At 66.2% G+C, this 20,395-nt stretch carries 20 protein-coding genes and 1 pseudogene; 7 read left to right on the top strand and 14 right to left on the bottom strand.

What is annotated here, in order from left to right; translation table 11 throughout:
• Positions 1–370: 370 nt before the first annotated feature.
• Positions 371–1,204, top strand: a complete 834-nt coding sequence (locus ACOGJC_RS05565) for an MOSC domain-containing protein (protein WP_419847521.1) — start codon at positions 371–373, stop codon at positions 1,202–1,204.
• 27 nt (positions 1,205–1,231) lie between these two features.
• Here ACOGJC_RS05565 and ACOGJC_RS05560 read toward each other — a convergent pair whose 3' ends face one another.
• Genes ACOGJC_RS05560 through ACOGJC_RS05535 form a run of 6 tightly spaced genes read right to left on the bottom strand, consistent with a single transcriptional unit; the run spans position 1,232 to position 9,444 of the window.
• The gene (locus ACOGJC_RS05560) at positions 1,232–2,092 is read right to left on the bottom strand and encodes a phytanoyl-CoA dioxygenase family protein (protein ID WP_419847520.1); all 861 of its coding nucleotides are present in this window, start codon (positions 2,090–2,092) and stop codon (positions 1,232–1,234) included.
• A gap of 26 nt (positions 2,093–2,118) precedes the next feature.
• Complete coding sequence (locus tag ACOGJC_RS05555; protein WP_419847519.1) at positions 2,119–3,456, bottom strand: hypothetical protein; 1,338 nt, start codon at positions 3,454–3,456, stop codon at positions 2,119–2,121.
• Positions 3,453–4,049 carry a hypothetical protein gene (locus tag ACOGJC_RS05550; RefSeq protein WP_419847518.1) on the bottom strand — a complete coding sequence of 199 codons (597 nt, stop codon included), beginning with the start codon at positions 4,047–4,049 and terminating at the stop codon, positions 3,453–3,455. The genes ACOGJC_RS05555 and ACOGJC_RS05550 overlap by 4 nt, the downstream gene beginning before the upstream one ends.
• Before the next feature lie 27 nt (positions 4,050–4,076).
• The gene (locus ACOGJC_RS05545; RefSeq protein ID WP_419847517.1) at positions 4,077–4,739 is read right to left on the bottom strand and encodes an SOS response-associated peptidase; all 663 of its coding nucleotides are present in this window, start codon (positions 4,737–4,739) and stop codon (positions 4,077–4,079) included.
• Between the two features lie 56 nt (positions 4,740–4,795).
• Complete coding sequence (locus ACOGJC_RS05540) at positions 4,796–7,939, bottom strand: DNA polymerase III subunit alpha (RefSeq protein ID WP_419847516.1); 3,144 nt, start codon at positions 7,937–7,939, stop codon at positions 4,796–4,798.
• A 53-nt stretch (positions 7,940–7,992) separates the two neighbouring features.
• The gene (locus ACOGJC_RS05535) at positions 7,993–9,444 is read right to left on the bottom strand and encodes a DNA polymerase Y family protein (RefSeq protein ID WP_419847515.1); all 1,452 of its coding nucleotides are present in this window, start codon (positions 9,442–9,444) and stop codon (positions 7,993–7,995) included.
• A gap of 209 nt (positions 9,445–9,653) precedes the next feature.
• On the opposite strand from ACOGJC_RS05535, the gene ACOGJC_RS05530 reads away from it, so the two are divergent.
• Positions 9,654–10,928, top strand: coding sequence for an ATP-binding protein (locus ACOGJC_RS05530; RefSeq protein ID WP_419847514.1), 1,275 nt, complete (start codon positions 9,654–9,656; stop codon positions 10,926–10,928).
• Complete coding sequence (locus ACOGJC_RS05525) at positions 10,925–11,419, top strand: pyridoxamine 5'-phosphate oxidase family protein (RefSeq protein WP_419847513.1); 495 nt, start codon at positions 10,925–10,927, stop codon at positions 11,417–11,419. The genes ACOGJC_RS05530 and ACOGJC_RS05525 overlap by 4 nt, the downstream gene beginning before the upstream one ends.
• 22 nt (positions 11,420–11,441) lie before the next feature.
• Here ACOGJC_RS05525 and ACOGJC_RS05520 read toward each other — a convergent pair whose 3' ends face one another.
• The 6 genes and pseudogenes from ACOGJC_RS05520 to ACOGJC_RS05495 form a co-directional block, all read right to left on the bottom strand.
• A complete protein-coding gene (locus tag ACOGJC_RS05520; RefSeq protein ID WP_419847512.1) occupies positions 11,442–11,993 on the bottom strand; it encodes a hypothetical protein in 552 nt (183 codons plus the stop codon).
• A 13-nt stretch (positions 11,994–12,006) separates the two neighbouring features.
• Positions 12,007–13,176, bottom strand: coding sequence for a hypothetical protein (locus tag ACOGJC_RS05515; RefSeq protein WP_419847511.1), 1,170 nt, complete (start codon positions 13,174–13,176; stop codon positions 12,007–12,009).
• Between the two features lie 65 nt (positions 13,177–13,241).
• A complete protein-coding gene (locus ACOGJC_RS05510; RefSeq protein ID WP_419847510.1) occupies positions 13,242–14,321 on the bottom strand; it encodes an HTTM domain-containing protein in 1,080 nt (359 codons plus the stop codon).
• The gene (locus ACOGJC_RS05505) at positions 14,318–14,833 is read right to left on the bottom strand and encodes a hypothetical protein (protein ID WP_419847509.1); all 516 of its coding nucleotides are present in this window, start codon (positions 14,831–14,833) and stop codon (positions 14,318–14,320) included. Before ACOGJC_RS05505 ends, ACOGJC_RS05510 begins: the two co-directional genes overlap by 4 nt.
• Positions 14,817–15,407 (bottom strand): annotated as a pseudogene (locus ACOGJC_RS05500) (hypothetical protein); the annotation flags it as partial. The pseudogene ACOGJC_RS05500 and the gene ACOGJC_RS05505, both read right to left, overlap by 17 nt.
• 64 nt (positions 15,408–15,471) lie before the next feature.
• Entirely contained in the window at positions 15,472–16,494 is a 1,023-nt protein-coding gene (locus ACOGJC_RS05495; protein ID WP_419847508.1) for an LLM class F420-dependent oxidoreductase, read from the bottom strand.
• 107 nt (positions 16,495–16,601) lie between these two features.
• On the opposite strand from ACOGJC_RS05495, the gene rpmB reads away from it, so the two are divergent.
• The 3 genes from rpmB to ACOGJC_RS05480 are packed head-to-tail and all read left to right on the top strand — an operon-like array spanning position 16,602 to position 17,779.
• On the top strand, positions 16,602–16,838 hold the full coding sequence (gene rpmB / locus ACOGJC_RS05490) for a 50S ribosomal protein L28 (RefSeq protein WP_419847507.1): 237 nt from the start codon (positions 16,602–16,604) through the stop codon (positions 16,836–16,838).
• 3 nt (positions 16,839–16,841) lie between these two features.
• Positions 16,842–17,003, top strand: a complete 162-nt coding sequence (gene rpmG, locus ACOGJC_RS05485) for a 50S ribosomal protein L33 (protein ID WP_419847506.1) — start codon at positions 16,842–16,844, stop codon at positions 17,001–17,003.
• Positions 17,004–17,047: 44 nt separating this feature from the next.
• Entirely contained in the window at positions 17,048–17,779 is a 732-nt protein-coding gene (locus tag ACOGJC_RS05480) for an HDIG domain-containing metalloprotein (protein WP_419847505.1), read from the top strand.
• A 151-nt stretch (positions 17,780–17,930) separates the two neighbouring features.
• Here ACOGJC_RS05480 and ACOGJC_RS05475 read toward each other — a convergent pair whose 3' ends face one another.
• Positions 17,931–18,152: a hypothetical protein gene (locus ACOGJC_RS05475; RefSeq protein WP_419847504.1), complete on the bottom strand. Its 222-nt coding sequence runs from the start codon at positions 18,150–18,152 to the stop codon at positions 17,931–17,933.
• A 112-nt stretch (positions 18,153–18,264) separates the two neighbouring features.
• Between ACOGJC_RS05475 and ACOGJC_RS05470 the strand changes: the two genes are divergently transcribed.
• Positions 18,265–19,575 (top strand): hypothetical protein, encoded by a 1,311-nt coding sequence (locus ACOGJC_RS05470; RefSeq protein ID WP_419847503.1) that lies wholly within the window; start codon positions 18,265–18,267, stop codon positions 19,573–19,575.
• A 5-nt stretch (positions 19,576–19,580) separates the two neighbouring features.
• On the opposite strand, the gene ACOGJC_RS05465 is transcribed toward ACOGJC_RS05470, so the two are convergent.
• Entirely contained in the window at positions 19,581–20,375 is a 795-nt protein-coding gene (locus ACOGJC_RS05465; protein ID WP_419847502.1) for a hypothetical protein, read from the bottom strand.
• Between the last annotated feature and the right edge of the window lie 20 nt (positions 20,376–20,395).

Genomic DNA, 20,395 nt, shown 5'->3' with positions numbered 1-20,395 from the left:
ACTGGCAACCATCAATCTATATCGCACACATATAGAAAGCCACCTGACTCATATGGCATGCCGTGTACCCCCCACACGCCAGCCCCCACCCCAAGACAGTGCGCCGTGCTAAAGCCCGCCCCGTCCGGCTGAGCCTCAGGTAGCGGAGGCTCAGCCGCTCTGAGCAACTCTGACTACGCGTCTACCGCGTCCGTGCCGAGTTCGAAGGAGCGCTCGCCGACGCGCACCTCGATGTGGCTAAGAAGAGCGGACCGGGTCGGCATATTCTTGCTCGTGTGGGACAGATTGTGGGACACAACAGCCTACTCGAACGAATTGAGCGGCTAACCTGGGGAAACAACGAGAATTCGAATTCTGCCGTGGGCGCGAAATGACGACGTATTCCATTGCTGAGCTGTGGCGGTATCCCGTCAAGTCGATGGGCGGGGAGCGGGTCGAGAGCCTTGAGCTTCGCACCAGCGCCGTTGTTGGGGATCGGCGGTGGGCGGTGCGCAGTGCCGAGACCGGCAAGATCGCTAGTGCCAAGCGGCCGCGACCCTATGGGCAGCTCCTTTCGTGGAGCGCCAAGGCACAGGCTGATGGCCGAGTGATCGTTGGCGCCCCTGACGGCAGGGAGTATCCCGTGGGCAACAGTGAGCTTGATGCCGCGTTGACCGAAACGCTCGGTGAACCCGTCCGGTTGGTCGAAGTGGAGGAGGGCCGCGAGGAGATGTACGGCAGCGAGTGGCCGGAGATCCCCGGCACCGTCCTCTCCGATGTGGAGGTTGATCTGCCCGTCGCTGCGCTTACCGAGAAGACATCGTTTGTGGACGCCTCTGCCGTCCACATCATCGTGCGCCAGTCGATGACGCACCTCGCCTCGCTGCTGGACGGCGTCAAGCTCGGTGCTGAGCGATTTCGCCCCAACATCGTGCTCGACGCCCACGACGACACCGGTTCGGGGGAGTTTGCCGATCTGGCCTGGAAAGACCTCGATGTCAAGATCGGCGACGCGGAGCTCCGGATCGGAGACGCCACCCCCCGCTGCGTGATGACCACCTTGGCCCAGCCGGGCTACGAGCAGGCCAAGAGCGTGCTGCAAGTGCTCGCCGCCACCGCCCGCAAGGAATTCGACTACGGGGCCTTCGCCTGCTTTGGCACAAACGCCGAGGTCGCCGCCGCAGGCACCATCAGCGTCGGCGACACGCTCACCCTGCTTGGCTGACCTCGGGCTAGGACGGCTGCCAGCGGCTCAGAGCTCTCCGGAGGCGAGCATGTCGGCGGGGATCTTCATGTCGAGGGCGCCGAGGTAGCCGCCGCCGTCGTCGACGGCGTAGTGGATGTCGTAGCCGAGCAGTTCTTGGGCCCGGCGGGGGAGGGTGCGGGCGATATCGGGCGGGGTGGCCAGGCAGTTGTTCTCCTCGGAGCGCAGCCAGCCCAACATGTAGCTCAGGTGGAAGGCGGGCCGGTGCTGGTCTTCGGTGCTGTTGGTGCCCGCGCCGTGGATGGTCGACCCCAGGTAGATCAACCGGGAGCCGGCGGGCATCTCGGCGTCGGCGAACTCGTGGGGCTCGGGCCAGCGGTCGGGCTCCCAGCGGTGGCTGCCGGGCACCACCCGGGTGGCGCCGAGTTCCTTGGTGAAGTCGCACAGCGCGGTTACCGACGAAAGCTCCATCTCGGGGCTGGGCTGGGGCATGTGAGGCCACACATCCTCGTCGCGGTGGGGGAACTGGGCTTGGGCCCCCGGTCCCACCACCAGCATGTGGGCCACGTTCACCTGGATGTCGGAGCAGTTGGGGCCCAGCACCGCGTCGGCAATGCCCAGCATCAGCGGGTGGAGCAGAACCTCGGTCACGAAGGTGGGCGACTTGGAGGCCAGACCGGTCACGTGGCGGGTGTGCTCGCCGAAGAATGCGGCGATCGTGGGGCTGATATAGGTCCGGTTGGAGTCGGGCTTCTCTGCATAGGGCATCAGCTCGACGAGGATCTGGTCGATCACTTCGGCGCTGAAGCACTCCTCCACGATCACCGCCCCGTCGGTGTCGAGCACTTCCAACACGTGCTCGAGCGGCTCGTCGTTCTTCAGGTGGACCAACTCGGCTTGCGATGCCATGTCCAACTGTATTCCGAGTTGTTCAGCTAGGCCTTTTGGAGCAGCCAGAGGCCGACGACGCTGTAGAAGACCATGACGAGCAGCATGGGGCGCTGGGTCCAGGTGGCCTCGCTGGCGTCGCTGGTTTCCACGGCCCGGTCGTGGGCCACCAGCACCGCGGCAATGTGGCCGAGCACGATGGCCAGGAACTGCACCCAGGCGATGGCGTCGGTGGACACCAAGAAGAAGTTCACCGCCCAGTCGGCGGTTCCGAACCAGTTGGACCCTCGGTCGAACGGGTTCGACAGCAGGCGCAGGAAGTTCTGGCCGCCGTCGAGCACCAGCAGCGAGAAGTAGTGGGCCACGGTGTAGCCCAGCACGATGGGCACCAGGGAGTGGGCGAAGCGCCGGGCCACTTCGGTAGCGCTCTGCTCGGTGAACCAGCCCACGGCCAGCGACCCCAAGTAGTAGAGGAAGGCCATGATGGCCATGACGATGATCATCCCTGCGGTGTTGATCCCGGTGGCGGTCCAGCCCCGGTGGGTGCCTACCAGGTCGGGCCACAGGGTGCTGCCGGCCAGCGAGTCGAACGTGGTTCCGCCCAGCACCACCAACAGCACGGCCAGTAGATCTATGCGGGGGGCGACGGTGGTCAGCCCCGACAGCGGGGGCCGCAACCGAATTGCGCCAATGCTGTCGCGGTAGATGGGCGCCATCTTGGCCAACAGCGAGAAGAGCACGCCGAAACCGTCGGCCTGGCGCAGCCAGCGCCGCCCGTATACCGCCGATCCGCCCACCATGCCCACCGTGTAGGCGATCATGGCCCCGCCAACCGCCTCGTTGGTGGTGCCTTCGTGGTAGCAGAGTTCAAACAGCAGGAACCAGAACAACGCCACCGCCGCCGGCCAGTAGCCGCCGGGAATCTCGTCGGTGTCGTCGAGTTGGGGCAGGCCCAGCTTTCCCGCGGTCCACTCGATAGCTGCGGCGATGGTCTCGAACGGGTTGAGCACCCGCCACACATCGCCGAACACCGCGGATACCATCGCCATCCCCACCCACAGCGCCACGTACACCGTGAGCGGTCCGAACCGCTGGCTTCCCACCGCGGCGCCGCTCACGCTGCTGGCCAGGGCCAGCACGAACACCGCCAGCGACGCCAATCGGGCAGGAATCGCCATCACGTCCAGCGCCCGGCCAGCCGTTGTCCCGAAGCTCCGACCCGTGGCGGCCCCGGGCAGCCAGGCCCGGTGCCAGAAGAAGCTCAGGCTGATGAAGGTGGCCATCAAGGCGACGGCGGCTCCGATGCCGAACAGATAGAACGGCAAGGGCAGGTCTCCCCGCGCCCCCACCCCGTGAGCCAATACCGAGCCCAGATCGGCGGTCACCGCACCTCGAGTTCCATCACCAGATCGCCGTGGTGGTGGGTCTCGGCTTCGAAGATGCCGGGAATATCAGCCTCGAAGGTGATAGTTCCGGGCTGGCCGGGGGCGAAGCGCACCACTAGGTCGTAGCCGTGGATGTGCAGCTCATCGGTGGTATCGCCGTTCACGATGATCGTGACGGTATCTCGGGCATCAATCCGGTGGCGCTGCACTCCGTCCACCGGCTTGCCCCCCGCCACCTCCACCTCGATGGTAGTGCTGGCATCAGGTGTCGGGGTGGGCTCAGGCGTCGGTTCAGGAGTGGGCGCGGGGGTGGCTATTGGCGCGGCGGTCGGCACAGGGGTGGGGTCGGGCGTCGAGTCGGGGGTTGGTTCTTCGGCGGGTGGAGACAGGGGTGCACTGGTCGCCTCGACGGTGGGTGAAGCGGTACTGGTCGCAGCGGCTTCCGGGGTCGCCTCGACGGTGGACTGGGCCGTGGCCGCCTCGGTTGGCGGGGTCGGCGCTGAGACGTCGTCGTTGCCGCAGGCGGCAATGACGAGGGCGGTCAACACGGCCGAGCCGAACAAGCAGGCCGTTCCGATTCGGGTGATTCTCATGTGGTTCAGCTCATGCTCGCTAGCTGCCTATAGGGGGGTGGCGACCTCGGGGCGGTCGTTGGAAGCGGAGTTGACCAGGGCAGACACTTCGTAGGCCTCCAGGGCATCGTCAGGATAGGGCTCGAGGAGCTGGGTCAACGTCTGGGAGTCGTCAAGGGCGGTGTCCAACCAGAGGTCCTCCACTTCCTCCGACAAGATTACCGGCATCCGGTGGTGAATCGGTCTGAGCAGGTCGTTGGCCGCGGTGGTGATGATCGCGCATGACGAGATCCGGTTGCCCTCTGGGTCGCTGCTCATCGACCAGAGCCCGGCGAAGGCGAATGGCTCGCCGGATCGCAAGGCGACCCGCATGGGGCGCTTGGCGTCGCCCATCTTCTGCCACTCGTAGAAGCCGTCGGCCAGGATCAGGCATCGCCTGCGTCGCAGCGAGTCACGGAAAGTGGGCTTCTCAGCCACCGTCTCCGCCCGGGCGTTGATGATGGGTGGGCCCGCTGAGTCGCTCTTGGACCACTGGGGGATCAGCCCCCAGCGTATGAAGCCGGCTCGACGGGCGTTGCCGCCGACCACGGCCAGCACTTGCTGGGTGGGGGCGATGTTGTACCTCGGCTCGAAGTCGTCCCGGTTGCTGTCGAAGTCGAACCGCCGGGCCAGCTCATCCAGGCTGGCGGTCAGGCTGTACCGGCTACACATCTCGACCCCATTATGAGCCTGAACAGGGCATCCCACCAACCCCCCCGAGTGCTGTCTCAGTGCCAGTCGTGCGACGGCGGCATGGCGACCCCCGAGTCGACGGCGCGCAGGTCGGTGGCGATCACGTTCACGGTCCCGTCCCAGGTGGAAATGCGCCCGGTGACCGTGATCACCTGACTGCGCAGCTCCCGGTGCCGCCGGGCGAACACGTCGGCCCCGACGATCACCTGGGTGTCGCCCGTTTCGTCCTCGATGGTCACGAACACGGTGCCGTTGCGCCCCTGCGGGTGCTGTCGGGCCACCGGCCAGCCGGCCACTTTGACCGTTTCGTCGTCGCCGAGCTTCTCAACCTCGGCGGTGGGCAGCACCCTGGGGCCGAGATCGGGTCTGATGAACTCCATGAGGTGGCCAGCGGGGTAGATGCCCATGGCCCGGTACTCGCCCATCATCTTCTCCCGCTCGGTGAAGTCGGGAAGCGGGGGCACGCGCTCGTCTGTGGGCAGCGACAGGGCGGTTTGGTTGCGGCCCGAGGGTCGGGTTTGCAGCCCCGACTCCCACAGCGCCTCCCTGCGGTTGGCGGTGATGGCGTCGAACGCCCCGGCCAGCACCAGCGAGAGCACCGCCTGGGGTTTCAATCCCGTGCGGCGCACCAGATCGCCGGCGGTGGTGTAGGGGCCTTGGCGCTGTCTTTCCTCTGTGATGAGCTTGGCCGACTCCGCCCCCACGTCGGTGATGAGCTGAAGCCCCAGCCGCACCGAACCGCCTTCTGGCGAGCACACGGCTCGGCTCCGGTTGACGCACGGGTTCAGAAACGGCGCGCCGAAGCGCCGGGCATCCTGCTTCAGCGTCTCCATGGGGTAGAAGCCCATCGGCTGGTTGTTCATCAGCGCTGTGAAGAACTCCACCGGGTGGTAGCGCTTGAGCCAGGCGGCCTGGTACGCGGTCACGGCGAAGGCGTGGGAGTGCGACTCGGGGAACATGTAGTGGCCGTTGATCTTGGAGAAGATCTTCTCGGCGGCCTCTTCCGGGACGCCGTTCAGCCGGGCGCCCTCGGCGAATTTCTTCCACCACAGATCGATCAGGTGCTCGCTGTTGGGCCGGGCAAAGGCGCGGCGCACCTCGTCGGCCTCGGCCGCCGTCATGCCCGCCACATCCTCGATGAGCTGCACCACCTGCTCTTGCCAGACGATGATGCCGTACCCCCGCTCCAGGGCGCGCTTCTCCAGCGGGTGGTCGTACTCCCACTCCGCGCCGTGGCGGTAGCGCTCCACGAACTGGGAGACGGCGCTGCCCTGGGTGCCCACGCCGGGACGGATGAGGGCCACTTGATAGGCGAGGTCGAGCAGGTCGCGCGACTTCAGCCGCTGGGCCATCTTCAACTGCGCGGGGGACTGGAGCAAGAACACCCCCTTGCACAGGCCCGCGTTGATCATGTCGTAGACGCCGGGATCTTCCAGGTCGGTCCGGCCCAGGTCGGGCCGGTGCCCCTCCCGCTCCTCCACGAGGTCGAGAGCCTCCTCGATCTGGTCGAGCACCGGCAGCGACAAGAGGTCGATCTTGGCGAAGTTGGCGTCGGCCACGCTGTCTTTGTCCCAGTCCATGATGTAGCGGCCCTCGGTGGCCCCGGCCCGTATGGGGACCATCTCCGAGATGGGCGAGCTGCTCAGCACCATGCCGCCCACGTGCTGGCTCAGCCCCCGGGGAGCGCCCATGAGCTGCGGGGCGAGATCGAGCAGGTCGCGCCATCGGGGAGCGTCCACCTTGTCTTTGAAGTCCGCCATCTGGGTCATCTCACTGCGGAGGTCGGCGGCGTGGCGGGAGTGCAGCCGCTTCGACAGCAGCCCGAGGCGCTCTTGGGGCAGTCCCAGCGCCTTGCCCAGGGCTTGGATGACGCCCTTGACCTTGTAGGTGGTGACGGCTCCGGCCAAAACGGCGTGCTCGGGTCCGAAGTGGCGGTGGACCCGCTCGATCAGCTCGTCTCTCAGCTCCCGGGGGAAGTCGAGGTCGATGTCGGGAAGCGTGGTCATGTCCTCGGAGATGAAGCGCTCCAGGGTGAGGTTCCACTTCAGGGGATCGACGTGGCTGATGCCGATGAGGTATCCGACGAGCAGGGACACCGACGAGCCGCGCCCCCGCCCCGGCGGCCTCTCCTCCACCGGCGTCTCGGGGCTGACGGCACCCCGCTCCACGAGGATCCGCTGGGCCAACAGCGCGATCTGCCGGTACAGCAGCAAAAAGCCGGCCAGGTTGAGGCGCTCGATCAAGCAGAACTCCTCGTCGAGGCGCTGCTCCACCTCTGAGGTGATGCCGCCGTAGCGCCGGACGGCCGCCTCGCGGCAGAGCTGTTCCAGGTAGCTCTGAGGCGTGCAGCCGGGGGGCACCGCGGCATCGGGCAGGGCATAGCCCAGGTCGGTGCTGAGGTCGAAGGAGCACTGCTCGGCGACGCGAAGGGTGTTGGACACGGCTTGTGGGCAATGGTTGAAGAGGCGCTCCATCTCCACGGGGGGCTTCAGGTGCAGATGATGGTTGGGCCGCAGGTGCGGCAGGGCCTGATCGATGGTGGTGTTGAGCTTGGCGGCCACCAGCGCGTGTTGGAGCCGGGCACGGTTGGGGGTGTGGTAGTGGACGTCGTTGGTGGCGACCACCTGGGCGCCGGCTTCGGCGGCGATCCCGGCCAGCTTGCGGTTGCGGTCGGTGTCGCCGGGCAAGAAGTTCTGCTGAAGCTCGATATACACCGAGCCGGGCCCGTACCAGTCGAAGTATTGCTTCAGCAGGCCGTGGGCCTCGCTGGTGCGGTCGTCGGTCGCCAACCGCGAGAGCGGCCCGTCGCGCCCGCCGGTCAGCAGAACCACGCCTTCGCAGTGATCGGGCAGGTGGGAAGGGTCGAGCTTGGGATCCCGGCGGTCGCAGGCATTGGCCAGGGTGAACAGACGCGAGATGTTGGAGTACCCCGCTCGGGTCTTCGCCAGCAGGGCAATCCTCGAGCCGTCGGTCAGCGTCAGCTCTGCGCCGGTGATGGGCTGGGTGCCCAGGCTCTTGGCCAGCCGGGCGAACTCCAGCGCGCCGCACAGATTGGTGTCGGTCAGGGCCAGCGCCGGATAGCCGTACTGCTTGGCCTGCGCCAGCAGCTCGTGGACATGCGACGCTCCCTCCCCGAAGGAGTAGAAGCTCTTGGCCCGAAGCTCCACCCAGGCAGCCATCAGAAGCCTGTCGTCAGCAGTTCGCCACTAGTAGTTCCCATCAGAGTCCGCTATCAGGCGCTTTGTCGATACCAGCGGTGGTCAACGCAGTCTCGGAACAGGGTGATCAGCCTGCCGTCGCCGGGATCGATCCGGTAGTAGGAGCGGGTGATGGGCTTGGGGAGCCACCACAGGTCGATTGTCCACCGGTCGTCGATGCGGGCCACCTCCGTCCAGCGCCTGCCCGCACAAACTGACCGCGGCTCGCCCGCCGCGTCCTCGCGCACGTCCACGGGGTTCGGGGCCAGCAATGGCCTGATGGTGTCCTGTCCCGATGGGTCGATGGGCGTTTGGAGGAACCGCATCTCCGGGACGGGGTGCCAGGGTGCGACGCCGGCGATTCGGTACAGGGCATGCCTGCCTCCCATCAGCGGCCGCAGCCTGCGGTCGGCCTCGACGAGCCGCTGAAGCCGGTCGCGCCGAGCGTCCTTCAGCAGCGCCAGCTGAGCAATCGACTGGCCGGTGAAGTCCGCCAGGGTGAGCGTCACGTCCTCGATGGGATGGGACGGCGGGTCGGCCCCCAACCGGCTTCGGACGATTTCGGCGGCCCTCTCCCACGCGTCGACGGGCTGCTTGAACCGGACACTTCGCTCCCACGTCGGCCAGCCCGGCGCCGCTCCCAGCAGATGTGCCACCCCGGCGTGCCGGCCCTTCACCTCGGGCCGTGTGAATGCCCGTCGCAGAAGGGCGTCCACCGCCACCAGCAGGGCCTCGATGGAGGAGGAGTGCAGCGACAGCGAGATGCGCTCCACCACCGGTTCCTCAGAGGCCAGGGGCACCACGGGGGTGTCGTCGATGCCGTGGCACAGCGACCACGCCCGCTGGCCCTCGGGACCGAACCTGTCGGCCAGCACATGCCTGCTCATCGAGGCGACGGCACCCATAGTGTGCAGGCCGAAGCGGTGCATTTCGCCCCTCGCGTTGGCCGAGACCGGAAGCAGGTCGATGCTGTGCGGGGCGAGGAAAGCCCCCACATCGTCGTCAACCTGGGAGGCACCCGGACCCGAACGCGCCCGGGCAGCGACGAAAGCGGGAAACTTGGCGTCTGCCACCCCGACACGGGGGCTCAGAAAAGCGGGAACCGCGTCCAACAGCGCGGAGACAGCGCCCTCTTCACCGCCGTAGAGCCCCTCCAGTCCGTCCAATCGGACGTAGGCCATGCCGAGATCAGCCCCCTCCACGCGGTCGCTGACTTCTTGCAAGGCGGCCAGCACGCGGGCAAAAACCTGGCGATAGTAAGGCTCGTCGGCATCCAGCACCACGGCGTCCTCATGGTGCGACATCGCCTCCGCCAAGCTCATGCCCTCCCTCACCTCGCGAGCGGCGGGGAAACGATCCACGATGAGAGCCCTCGACTTCGATGCATTGCCATCGACAATCAACACAGGACTGTCCTTCAGATGGCCATGCCGGCTCATCTCCACCTTCGCCCGCAGATGGGTCACCAGCACACACCCAACCCTCATGGAGCACTCGTGCGGAGGTCGCTGCAACTACACAGGACCACCTTATTGAAGGGTGTGACACATTCGACCGGAGGCTGTACACGTTGCGCTCTAGGTGGTCAGGCTGCTTGATCTGGGATTCTGCAAAGTGGAGTCTGAGACTGCTGCAAAATGGAGTGTAAAATCGCTGTAAAGTGGAGTTTGAAGATATGCTTTCTGTTGGAGGAAACATGTCTGACACCCGCAACCCAAACTATTTGGACCGCGTGGTAGACCACGAGGTTGCTGAGGCTCTGGCCTCATCGCCTGCTGTGCTCATCGAAGGGCCGCGAGGCTGCGGCAAGACGTGGACCGGTCAGAAATTCGCCAACAGCGAGGTGTTCCTAGACGGTTCTGAAGCTCTGCGCGTCGCCGCCGAAGTGGACCCGGACTCGATCCTTGAGGGAGAAGAGCCCCGATTGCTGGACGAGTGGCAGCTCGTTCGAGGCATATGGAATCCGATGCGACATGCCTGTGACCGGCGAGGCGGGTTCGGGCACTTCCTTCTCACCGGATCGCAGAATCCGCCCGACGACATCACCGAGCACTCTGGTGCAGGACGAGTCGCCCGGGTGCGGATGCGGCCGATGGCGCTGTGGGAGTCGGGGGATTCGAGCGGGGAAGTATCCCTGGCCTCACTGCTGGAAGGCGGGCGGTGCTTGGCAAAAGACGCCGAGCAGACCTACAGCAGCGTTGCCTCTCTGATTTGTCGAGGGGGGTGGCCACGCATGATCGAGATGGCGCCGAACACCGCCCAAGCCCGCCTACGCGACTACTTGGACAACATCACCCGCACCGACATCTCCCGTGTGTCTGGCGTCAAGCGCGATCCCCAACTGGTGAGGGCCCTATTGGCATCCCTGGCCCGAAACGAAGCCACAGCCGCTTCCGGCGCCACCCTGATCAAGGATATGACCGAGGAGGAGGGCAGCCCGCCGGCACGCTCGACGATTAGGGCCTACTTGGACGAGTTGGCCCGCCTGTTCGTGCTAGAGCCGCTGCCAGCGTGGACCACCCATCTGAGATCTTCGGCCCGCTTGAGAAAATCCCCAAAGCGCTTCTTCAGCGACCCCGCACTGGCCGTCGCCGCCCTAACCACGTCGGCAGCGTCCGTCGCCAAAGACACAGAGGCGATGGGGCTGCTATTCGAATCAATGGCCATCCGCGACCTCCGGGTGTATGCCCAGTCGCTGGATGCCCACCTCTACTATTACGGCGATTCGAATGATCTTGAGGCCGATGCCGTGATCGAGGGTTTGGACGGCCAGTGGGCCGCCGTGGAGATCAAGCTCGGCGGAGGAGAGGCCATCGCCGACGCCATGGATTCGTTGCGAGCCGTCCGCTCACAGATCGACACCACCCGTCGCGGAGAACCAGCTCGTCTCATCGTGCTCACCGCATTCGGCCACGGCTACCAAACCGACGACGGCATTGCCGTAGTGCCCCTCACTGCCCTCAAACCGTGACTCGACAAGCAGCCCCTCCGGTCTCCTGGGGGTGGTTTGAAGAGCAGGCTCCTGAATTGGCCGAGCGGATTCGGTTGCGGTTTGAGAGCCGTTTGCATGTGGTGATGGCGACGCTGCGGCTGGATGGGTCGCCCCGGCTGTCGGGGATGGAGGCGCCGATTCGCGACGGGCACTTATGGCTAGGCATGAGCCCGGACTCGCTCAAAGCGGCGGACCTGCGCCGCGACCCGAGATTCTCGCTGCATAGTTCGCCGGACACCGAGGAGCTGCTGCTCGGCGATGCCCGCATCGACGGGCAAGCCGTGTCAACCACCCCCGCTGAGGTGGACAAGTTCATTGCCGGCCACCGCTTCCCAATCGACAACCCCGACATCATGGTTCTGTTCACCGCCCACATCACCCGGGCCACCCTCACCCGCGTCGAAGGCCAAGAATTGGTGATCGACACCTGGACCCCCACCGACGGCCTCCAGGAGATTCGCCGAAGCTGAGGTCTGACATAGCTGACGGCGCTCAGAGGGTTTGGGTGCCGTCTACTCCTAGGGCGATTGCCAAAACTACGGCGATGCCGCCTAGGAGGCGGGCGATCACTGATAGCAGGGGGGTGGGGGTGGCGCGGAACCAGAGGAGGGCGGCGGTGAGGGCGGCGGCTAGGACTACGCCGGCCATCGTGCGCCATGTGCCGTCGTGGGCGGCGGTGGCTAGGACGACGGCTACTAGCTGGGGGGTGAACATGACGGTGAGGGCGATGAGGGCTACTTGGGTTCCGGCGCGGGGCTCGTCGTGGATGGGGCGGGCGGGCCATAACATCCAGCGGAGTCCGGCCACTGCGAAGGGCACCGCGGTGGCCAGTCGCCACGTGCCGGTGGTCACCGACAGGCCGTCGAGGATGGGGTCGGCCAGCGCGGCGATCACCCATAGCGCACCCACCGCCGCGGCGACGGCTAACACCACCCGAGGACGCCACTGATCCCTATTCGATGGCCGCCAGGCCACGGTCAGCGCGCCCGCGGCTGGGTTGGCTGCGGCCAGCACCATCAACATCACCGGTCCGAGTCCGCTCATGGTCGTCTCGCTTTCATGGCTTCATTCCTCCCAAATCGAATCTGTAGTCGGCCATCAGCAGGCCTGAGATGGCGTGCTGCTGGTCGTCCACCCTGGTCTGGTCGTCGTAGTACCAAGCGCCGTCGGCGTCTTGGGCATCGGCCAAGCGGGCCGCTCCGCACTCCAGCCGATCCCGAATCGGCGAGTTGATAGGGAATGACGACCAGCCGGTGTCGCCGTACGCAAATACTGGTTTGGAGGGCAGGAACCGGGGCTCTTGAATTGCCAGCCATTCCAGGCCGCCCAACCCTTCCAGGATGGTGCCGTAGCCGCCGCCGCGGGGCATGGGCAGGTGGGAAAGCTCGGCCACCCCCTCCCGTTGGGCGTCCCAGCGGATCATCTGGCCGAACCGGCCGGCCAGGCGCCGGGCATAATCGAGATGGTGGTCTTCTAGGCCCCACTCGGCCATCTCGCCCAGGGTGTAGGCGGCCCACTGGTCGGGCCACGGCGGGGGCCACAGCTCTTCCAGCTCGTCGCGCTCGGTGGACAGGTAGTCCATGATGGCCCATACCGGGGCATCCCAGCCCTCGCCGGGGAAGGCCTCGTGCATCAGGGCCAGACCCCAGGCGGCCTCCCCGGTGGCGAACCGGGACCGCTCTCCGGGCACCGGTGCGCCCGTTTTGGGATCCCAGAAGTTGAGCATCCCGCCGTCGGGCAGCTGCTGGCCCATCAGGAACCGGCCCAGCGCCCGCATCTCGCCGTCGTAGCGCGGGTCGCCGGTGAGGATGCGCCGATGGGCCAGCGACACCAGCGTCAGCGATGCCGTCCCCGTCTTCACCGGCCCTCGGGGCGACAGCGCCGGCCCCATGCCCCCATTTCCGGTGTCCACCGCCCGCTCCAACAGGTAGTTCATGCCCCGGTCGGCGGCCTCCACTACCTGGTGGTTTTGGCCCTGTTGCGCGATGGCCAGCTGGTAGAGCGACATGGTGCCCCCGGCGTGGCGGACCAGGTTGTAGCCCGGCACCGTCGAATCGGTGCGCCGGTCGTACTCGTACAGGTACCGCCCGCTGGGCTCCTGGGTGCGAACGATCCAGTCGGCCCCGGCGTCGATGGCGGTTTGTCCGTCGCCGGGGGAGTATTCCGGGCACACCTCGGGCGCGGCCAACGTGATCCGCAGCAGACCGGCGATCACCACCCATGCCACTGCCCAAGCGACGAGACGACGCGAGGCTCGTCCAGACCAAATCCGTCGAACAGACGACAGAGCGCTCACGGGTACCGCCAGAACCGGGAGATCAGGAAGGTGGCCGGCAGGCGGGTCCGCACGAACTGGCGAGCCTGTTGCCCTTCCAGCACCGTGCCGTCGCGATCCACCATGCACCACGATGCCCCCGGTGCCACGGTGATGTCGAACCGGGCCATCCAGTCCAGCCACCCCACCCAGCGGCTGGGAGTGACCAGGGTGCGGTCGCGGGTGGACGGAACCGCCCACAGGGCCAGAGCGCCGATGCCGATCACGCTGAACACCTGCACGTGGGAGGTCACCTCGATGCCCACGTGGAAGGCCACCGCCACCCACACTGCCACCAGCCGGGTGCGGCGGAACCACAGACCGAAGGCGATGAACAGCTCGGTGGCCACCGCGGCGGGCGACAGCACCCAGTGGAACGCCCGAGTGGTCACCACCTCCAGCACTGGGTCGGCCAGCGTGTCGCCTATGGCGTCGCGCACCTCGTTCTGGTATCGGACAGAGCGGTCGTGGAGCACCCGGCCGCCCACCCAGTCGGGGTCGATCAGCTTGGAGAACCCTGAGGCGAAGTAGACGGCGGCGGCCTCGAACCGAAGCAGCCATATCGGCCACACCAAGGCCCGGTCATCGGGCGGAGGTCGGCGAAGGGCGTCCAGCGACAGCGCCCGGCCGTTGTCGCACAGGGCCACCCCGGCCAAAAGGATCACCAGGAACGCCCGGTTGTGGTGGAAGTGGGTCTGCGACAAGAAGAGGTTGTAGGCCACCACCGCGAAGGCGGACCCAGTGGCGATGCGCGACCACCAGCCCACGGTCATCAGCACGGCGGCGGCCACTCCGATCCACAGCAGCGCTACGTACAGCCCTTCGGGCGCATTGGGATACCACGCCCACCACGGCTGCTGGAAGCGGTCGTGGTAGGTGATGCCATCCAGCGCATCGGCCAGAAACGGCCGCAGGTGCCAGATCACGCACGGACCCAGCACGATACGCAGCACGGCTGCCCCCCGCACGCTGGCCGGTTCGTCGAACACCTCGCCCAGCCAGCGGCGGAACTGGTCCCGCCATTGGGTGTCCGAAGCCGAAGAAACCGTGGCCGTCATGGGTCGCCCACTTCCCGGTCGTGGCTGCGGATCACCGTGACATGGGGGCCGCGGGCGTTGCGGTAGTAGGTGACGGTGGCCTCCCAATAGCGGGTTTCGGTGTCACCGGGGGTGTTGTCGGCCATCCAGTCCAGGGCGTGGTCCAAGAAGTCCACCACCGCGTCCACCCCGGAAAAGGCGTGGCGCTGGCGCCACGGGGACCGCAGCGGCCCCCAATCGATCAGCTCGTTCCAGTCGTAGCCCTCCCAGCGGCCGTTGGGCACCGGCACTCGCTGGCCGTCGTCCAGCACCCGCACCAGCTCCACCGCGTAGGTGCTCGACTCATTGAACGGCTGGAAGGCGAAGTAGTTGTGCGGGCCTCGGTAGCCGTTGGCCACCAGCGCGAGTTGAGCGACCACCACTGCGGCGGCGAACCACCGGGCGCCCCGCCGTCGCCACAGGGGCCGATTCGGCCCGGGGTGGGGCGGCTCAGCAGTAGCCGCGCCCGCAGCCGTGTCAGCCGCCGTTGCCATACCTCTGCTTGTAGGCCTCCAGATCGGGCGGCAGGCGGTCGCGCTTGAGTTCGGCGAAGTTGTCGTAGGCGGTGAGCCACCGCACGTGGCGCCACAGCTCCACCGCCTCTTCGGTCGACTCGGCTGGATTGCTGATCACCGGGCCGAACAGGGCCGGACCCCGCCCACCGTCCAGGCGGATGGTGGGCACTCCGAAGCTGCGGGTCTCGTCGCACAAGATGGTGTGCTCCGACTTCAGCGTCTCCCAGGTGCTGTCGTCGGCCAAGGCATCGTCCACCAGGCTGGCGTCGAAGCCGGCGTCCACCGCAGCAGCCCGGATGGTGTCGAGCTCGTCCACCGACTCCACCAAGTCAAACGCCCGGCGGCCGATGGCCTGGTAATAGGCGCCGATGCCGTCGTTGCCGCCCACCTCTCGGGCCTTAACCGCGGTGCGCAGCGAGCGCACGCCCACGCCCCGGTCGGGGTCGAACTCGTCCATGGGCTTGTCCCAGTTGACGATGGCCAACGAGAACAATCCCCAGGTGACGCTTACCTCACCAGCGTCTTCAATCTGACGAACCCAACGGGCTGTCTGCCAGCACCATGGTCAAAGCGGGTCGAAATAGAAGGTGATGGATTCGCTCATGAGTTCATTATCCCTAACCGAGGATGACCTCGGCGATTGTGCGCAGTTCCTCAGCGCTCCGGGCGCCCACGTTGATGCCGGTGATCGGGCTCTCCTCCCAGGCGGCCAGCCGGTCGCGTATCCGCTCCGGCGATCCCACCAGGGAGATCTCATCGGCGAACTGGTCGGGCACTGCGGCGATGGCCTCCTCCCGGCGACCTTCGAAGAACAGATCTTGGATGTGATGGGCCTCCTCCTCGAAGCCCATCCGGGCCATGAGCTTGGTGTGGTAGTTCTGGCCCTTGGCCCCCATCCCGCCGATGTAGAAGCCCAACGAGGCCTTGGCGGGAAACAGCGCCTCGGCCAACTCCTCGTCGGAGTCGCCGGTGACCTTGATAGTGGTGTGGACGGTGATCTCGAAGTCGTCCGATCGCCCGGCGATCGACTCGGCGTACACCTCGGGGCGGAACGGGGAGTAGTACAGCGGCAGCCAGCCATCGGCGATCTCCACTGTCTGGGCGATGTTCTTGGGGCCCTCGGCGCCGATGAAGATGGGGATATCGGCCCGGGGGGGATGGGTCATGATCTTGAGCGGCTTGCCCAGACCAGTATCGCCCTCGCCCTTGTAGGGATGGTTGTAGTAGTCGCCCTCGAAGGTGAGATAGCCGTCGCGGGCGAACACCCGCCGCAGGATCTCCACGTACTCGCGGGTGCGGGCCAGTGGGCGATTGCCGGGCTGGCCATACCACCCCTCCACCACCTGGGGCCCCGACACGCCCAGCCCCAGGATGAGGCGCTGGTTGGACAGGTGGTCGGCGGTCACCGCATGCATGGCGGTGGCGGTGGGGGTGCGGGCGGCCAGTTGCACGATGCCGGTGCCCAGGCGGATGCGCTCGGTGTGGGCGGCCAGCCACACCAGGGGCGAGAAGGCGTCGGAGCCCCACGATTCGGCGGTCCACACCGAGTCGTAGCCCAGCCGCTCTGCCTCCTGGGTGAGCGGCACGAAGCCCTCGGGCATCCCGCGGCTCCAATATCCCCAGACCAGTCCGAGTTTCATGGCGGCGACCCTATCCCGACCATCGCCGACGGTCGTTGTCGAGATCGGGTGCGACTACGGCTATCCGTTTGTCGAAGGCGGTAGCGGGGCCGGTATCATGGTTCCCTATGTCCAAGGTCTGCCAGGTGACCGGTCGTCGCCCGTCGTTCGGCAATAACGTGTCCCACTCGCACCGCAAGACGCGGCGCCGGTGGAACCCGAACGTCCACAAACACCGCTTCTGGCTGCCGTCGGAGAAGCGGTGGATCACCCTCAACGTTTCGGCCAAAGGCCTCAAGACCATCAACAAGCACGGCATCGACAAAGTGGCGGCCCAAATGCGCCAGCGCGGGGAGAAGTTCTGAGCCATGGCTAGCGACAAGCGTCCCATCATCAAGCTGAAGTCCACTGCGGGCACCGGCTACACCTACGTCACCACCAAGAACCGCATCAACGACCGGGAGCGGATCGAGTTGAAGAAGTACGACCCCGTGGCCCGCAAGCACGTGGTGTTCAAGGAGGAGCGGTAGCCACCACCGTCGACGAGCGCAGGGAGCTCCTGACGGCCGCGCTGTTGGCCGACGATCCCGCCCCGCCGCTGTGGCACCTAGTTGACTCCGGCCTCGCCGACGAGATCGTTCCCGAATTGCCCGCGCTCCGCTTGGAGCAAGACCCGATCCACCGCCACAAGGACGTGCTGGCCCACACCATCGCGGTGGTGGCCAAGACCCGCGCTGATCTGGTTCTGCGGCTGGCCACGCTGTTCCACGACGTGGGCAAGCCCCGCACCCGCTCCTATGAGAAGGGCACTGTCACCTTCTACCACCACGAAGCGGTGGGAGCCCGCATGACCCGCAAGCGGCTGGCCGAGCTGGGCTATTCCGAGCAAGTGGTGGATGACGTGAGCGAGCTGGTGCGGCTGTCGGGCCGCTTCAAGGGTTACGCCGACGGGTGGAGCGACGCCGCCGTGCGCCGCTACGCCCGGGAAGCCGGTCCGCTGCTGGGCTACCTGAACGAGCTGGTGAGGGCCGACTGCACCACTCGCAACCGCCAGAAGGCGGCCGATCTCCAGCACCATGTAGACGAGCTGGAGGCCCGGATCGCCCGACTGGCCGAGGAGGAGCGCCGGGCGGCCGAGCGGCCGCTGATCGACGGCAACGAGGTGATGGAGCGCTACGGCGTTGGCCCTGGTCCCGAGGTAGGCGCGGCGCTGAAGTTCCTCTTGGAGCTGAAGCGGACCGAGCCCGACCTAGACCGAGCCGCCACCGAGGCCCGACTCGACGCTTGGTGGGCCGAAAAGGGGTAAATACCCAGGTTAGAGACTGACACAACAGAGAGTTGTGGTCGGGCTAGCCTCCGATTGGGAGTTGTCAATTGCCCGGTCGATTCGTTGTTCTCTTGGCGGTCTTGCTGCTGGCGTCGTCCTGCTCTGAAAGCTCGGCAGTCGTGCCAGATTCTCAGCCAAAGAGTGCCGTTGTGACGCCAACGCCCTCCCAATCGAGCCCCATCCCCACTGCATCCGCCATGCCGTTAGCTGAGCCGTCGCCGACTCCTGAGCCCACGGCGACCGCTGCGCCCACGGCGACCCCCGAGCCCACCGCGACCTCCGAACCCACGCCGACTCCTGAGCCCACCGCAACCGCGGTGCCTGCCGAGCCCGAGCGCGATTGTTTGCCCATGGTTCCTGACGATCTTCTGATATCTCCCGTGACGACGCCACTGCTTGATTTGTTTAATCCTCCTTTGGTTGCTGATGCCGGCGATCATCTCTTATCCCCCAGAGCCCTTGCGGTGTCCAGTATTGAGATATCGAAAGTCATATACGAATGCGCCCACGAAGTCGGTCTGGCGTTCGCCAACGATCCCGCAGCGATTTCCACGCTGATGTCCCGCGGCATTCGGGGTCCGCTGCTGCTGGTTGGGCCTTGGTTCGACATCCCATTGATGGGCGAGCTTGCGCGCCTTGGTCCGGAGCGAATAGTGGCGGCCGGTTTCGACGAGCTCGCCCTTCGGTATGCCCTGGCCGACTTCACCTACGAACAGCTCGCGGTCGATCAACAGGCCACCTTTTCCACTGAGGGTTTGACCAATGGCCCCGTGTGGATTGTCGACAATGCCGATAAGGCCGTGCCGCTGAAAGCCCTCGGCCACCAAATCGGAGTTGAGGTGTTCACCGTGTCCGGCGATCTTCGAGCCTTGTCCCCGGAGATTCGAAATGCGATCGCCGGTGCCTCCCAGGTGGAATTGCTCTCGGAGTTCAACGACGATGCCGTCTGGCAGCTGGAAGTAGTCCGCCGGGGCAATGAATTGCCCGGTGGCGGCCTGCTGTTGTTCGATGCCGGCTTCAGCCGCCGCATGGTGGCCATGTACGGCCATCCGTCGGGGCCAGGACTTGGGGTGTTGGGAGAACAGAGCCCCGAAGAAGGCGTCGAGCGCCTCCGGTCCATCGCCGAGGGCTACGACGCCGACGGCTCGGTAGTGCTGCCCACCTTCGAGATCATTGCCACCGTTGCCTCGGCCGGCCCCGGTGACGACGGTGACTACTCGGCGGAGACCACCCGGGATGAGATCAGGCCCTGGGTCGAGACTGCGGCCGCCAACGATATGTATGTGGTGCTGGATCTACAGCCGGGGCGAACCGACTACCTGACCCAGGCCAAGATGTACGAGGAGTTCCTCCGCCTTCCCCATGTCGGACTGGCTCTGGATCCTGAGTGGAGGCTCAAGCCCCACGAGGTTCATCTGCGCCAGATCGGCACGGTGGACGCGGCGGAGATCAACGAGGTCGTCGAGTGGCTGGCCGGGATCGTTCGCGAGGAAGCCCTTCCCCAGAAACTGCTAATCCTCCACCAGTTCCGGTTGCAGATGATCACTAACCGCGATCAGGTTGAGACCCCGCCGGAGCTGGCGGTGTTGGTCCACATGGACGGCCAGGGCCCGCTTCGCGACAAGTACAACACTTGGAACTTGCTGACCCGACAGCCCGACGCCGATCGGTTCTACTGGGGTTGGAAGAACTTCTACGACGAGGACATCCCCACCGCCAACCCGGAGCAAGTGCTGATAGTTGCCCCGAGCCCGGTATTCGTCTCGTTCCAGTAGGGCAGCTAGAGCTGGTCGACGTAGGTGTCGGTGCCCACCACGGTCTTGTAGAAGGGGCCGGCCCAGCACACGTTGGCCAGACCTGAGCCGTTGACCGCGTCCACGTACGACCGGAAGGCATCCCAGCAGCCGTCGGGCTGCTCCTCGCTGAAGAAGATCTGAAGGGTTCGGGCCTCGGTGCCAGTGCCCGAGCCGAGGTCCATGGGCGAGTTCGAGGTGATGTCGTCGCGTTGACGGGGTTTCCAGGTGGAGCCGATGGCCACCGGCGAGCCGGCCATCATCTCGGGCATGGCCTTGTCGCGCAAGAAGGCGTGCAGCTCGTCTTCGCTCACGCCGTCGGCCCGGTCCATGGCCACCACGCCGATGCCGGCGTATCCGTGGTCGAGGGCCAGTTCCAGCGGCACCGGGTCGTCGTCTCGGTAGGCAGCCCAGGCGACGTCGGCCAAGATCGTGTGGCGGTGGGTGCGCTCCGCGAATCCCCGGTCGTTGGTGTACAGCCAATGGACTTGGTCGCTGGCCCATTGCCAGTGCTCCTCATCGTGACCGTCGAGCACCCAGTACACGGCGAGGAATGACCCATCGCCGGCCTGCGACACCTCGCCGCTGCCGTCGGTGATGCGCATGTCCTTGAGCGCCCGGGGGGCCACCCAGCGGGAGCCGGCGAACATCCAGGGCCCGATCATGCACCCGGCGTAGAAATGGTCTCGCTCGTACCAGCGGTTGTACTCCCGCTCGTGGCCCGGATTGGGGTCCACCAGGGTGAAGAGCATGCTGCCAACGTGGATGGGATAGTCGTTCACGCCGCTGAACTTAGTGGTAG

Origin of the sequence: Candidatus Poriferisocius sp., from assembly GCF_965204015.1 — a bacterium.
Lineage (GTDB): Bacteria > Actinomycetota > Acidimicrobiia > Acidimicrobiales > Bin134 > Poriferisocius.
Note: the sequence above shows the minus strand (reverse complement) of the source record. Positions and strands in the feature narration are given on the sequence as shown.

Bases quoted from the DNA above. Each gene is read 5' to 3' on its own strand.
- ACOGJC_RS05565 (WP_419847521.1), top strand. From the start codon at position 371: ATGACGACGTATTCCATTGCTGAGCTGTGGCGGTATCCCGTCAAGTCG.
- ACOGJC_RS05560 (WP_419847520.1), bottom strand. From the start codon at position 2,092: ATGGCATCGCAAGCCGAGTTGGTCCACCTGAAGAACGACGAGCCGCTC.
- ACOGJC_RS05550 (WP_419847518.1), bottom strand. From the start codon at position 4,049: ATGAGAATCACCCGAATCGGAACGGCCTGCTTGTTCGGCTCGGCCGTG.
- ACOGJC_RS05545 (WP_419847517.1), bottom strand. From the start codon at position 4,739: ATGTGTAGCCGGTACAGCCTGACCGCCAGCCTGGATGAGCTGGCCCGG.
- ACOGJC_RS05540 (WP_419847516.1), bottom strand. From the start codon at position 7,939: ATGGCTGCCTGGGTGGAGCTTCGGGCCAAGAGCTTCTACTCCTTCGGG.
- ACOGJC_RS05535 (WP_419847515.1), bottom strand. From the start codon at position 9,444: ATGAGGGTTGGGTGTGTGCTGGTGACCCATCTGCGGGCGAAGGTGGAG.
- ACOGJC_RS05530 (WP_419847514.1), top strand. From the start codon at position 9,654: ATGTCTGACACCCGCAACCCAAACTATTTGGACCGCGTGGTAGACCAC.
- ACOGJC_RS05520 (WP_419847512.1), bottom strand. From the start codon at position 11,993: ATGAGCGGACTCGGACCGGTGATGTTGATGGTGCTGGCCGCAGCCAAC.
- ACOGJC_RS05510 (WP_419847510.1), bottom strand. From the start codon at position 14,321: ATGACGGCCACGGTTTCTTCGGCTTCGGACACCCAATGGCGGGACCAG.
- ACOGJC_RS05505 (WP_419847509.1), bottom strand. From the start codon at position 14,833: ATGGCAACGGCGGCTGACACGGCTGCGGGCGCGGCTACTGCTGAGCCG.
- ACOGJC_RS05495 (WP_419847508.1), bottom strand. From the start codon at position 16,494: ATGAAACTCGGACTGGTCTGGGGATATTGGAGCCGCGGGATGCCCGAG.
- rpmB (WP_419847507.1), top strand. From the start codon at position 16,602: ATGTCCAAGGTCTGCCAGGTGACCGGTCGTCGCCCGTCGTTCGGCAAT.
- rpmG (WP_419847506.1), top strand. From the start codon at position 16,842: ATGGCTAGCGACAAGCGTCCCATCATCAAGCTGAAGTCCACTGCGGGC.
- ACOGJC_RS05475 (WP_419847504.1), bottom strand. From the start codon at position 18,152: ATGGGCAAACAATCGCGCTCGGGCTCGGCAGGCACCGCGGTTGCGGTG.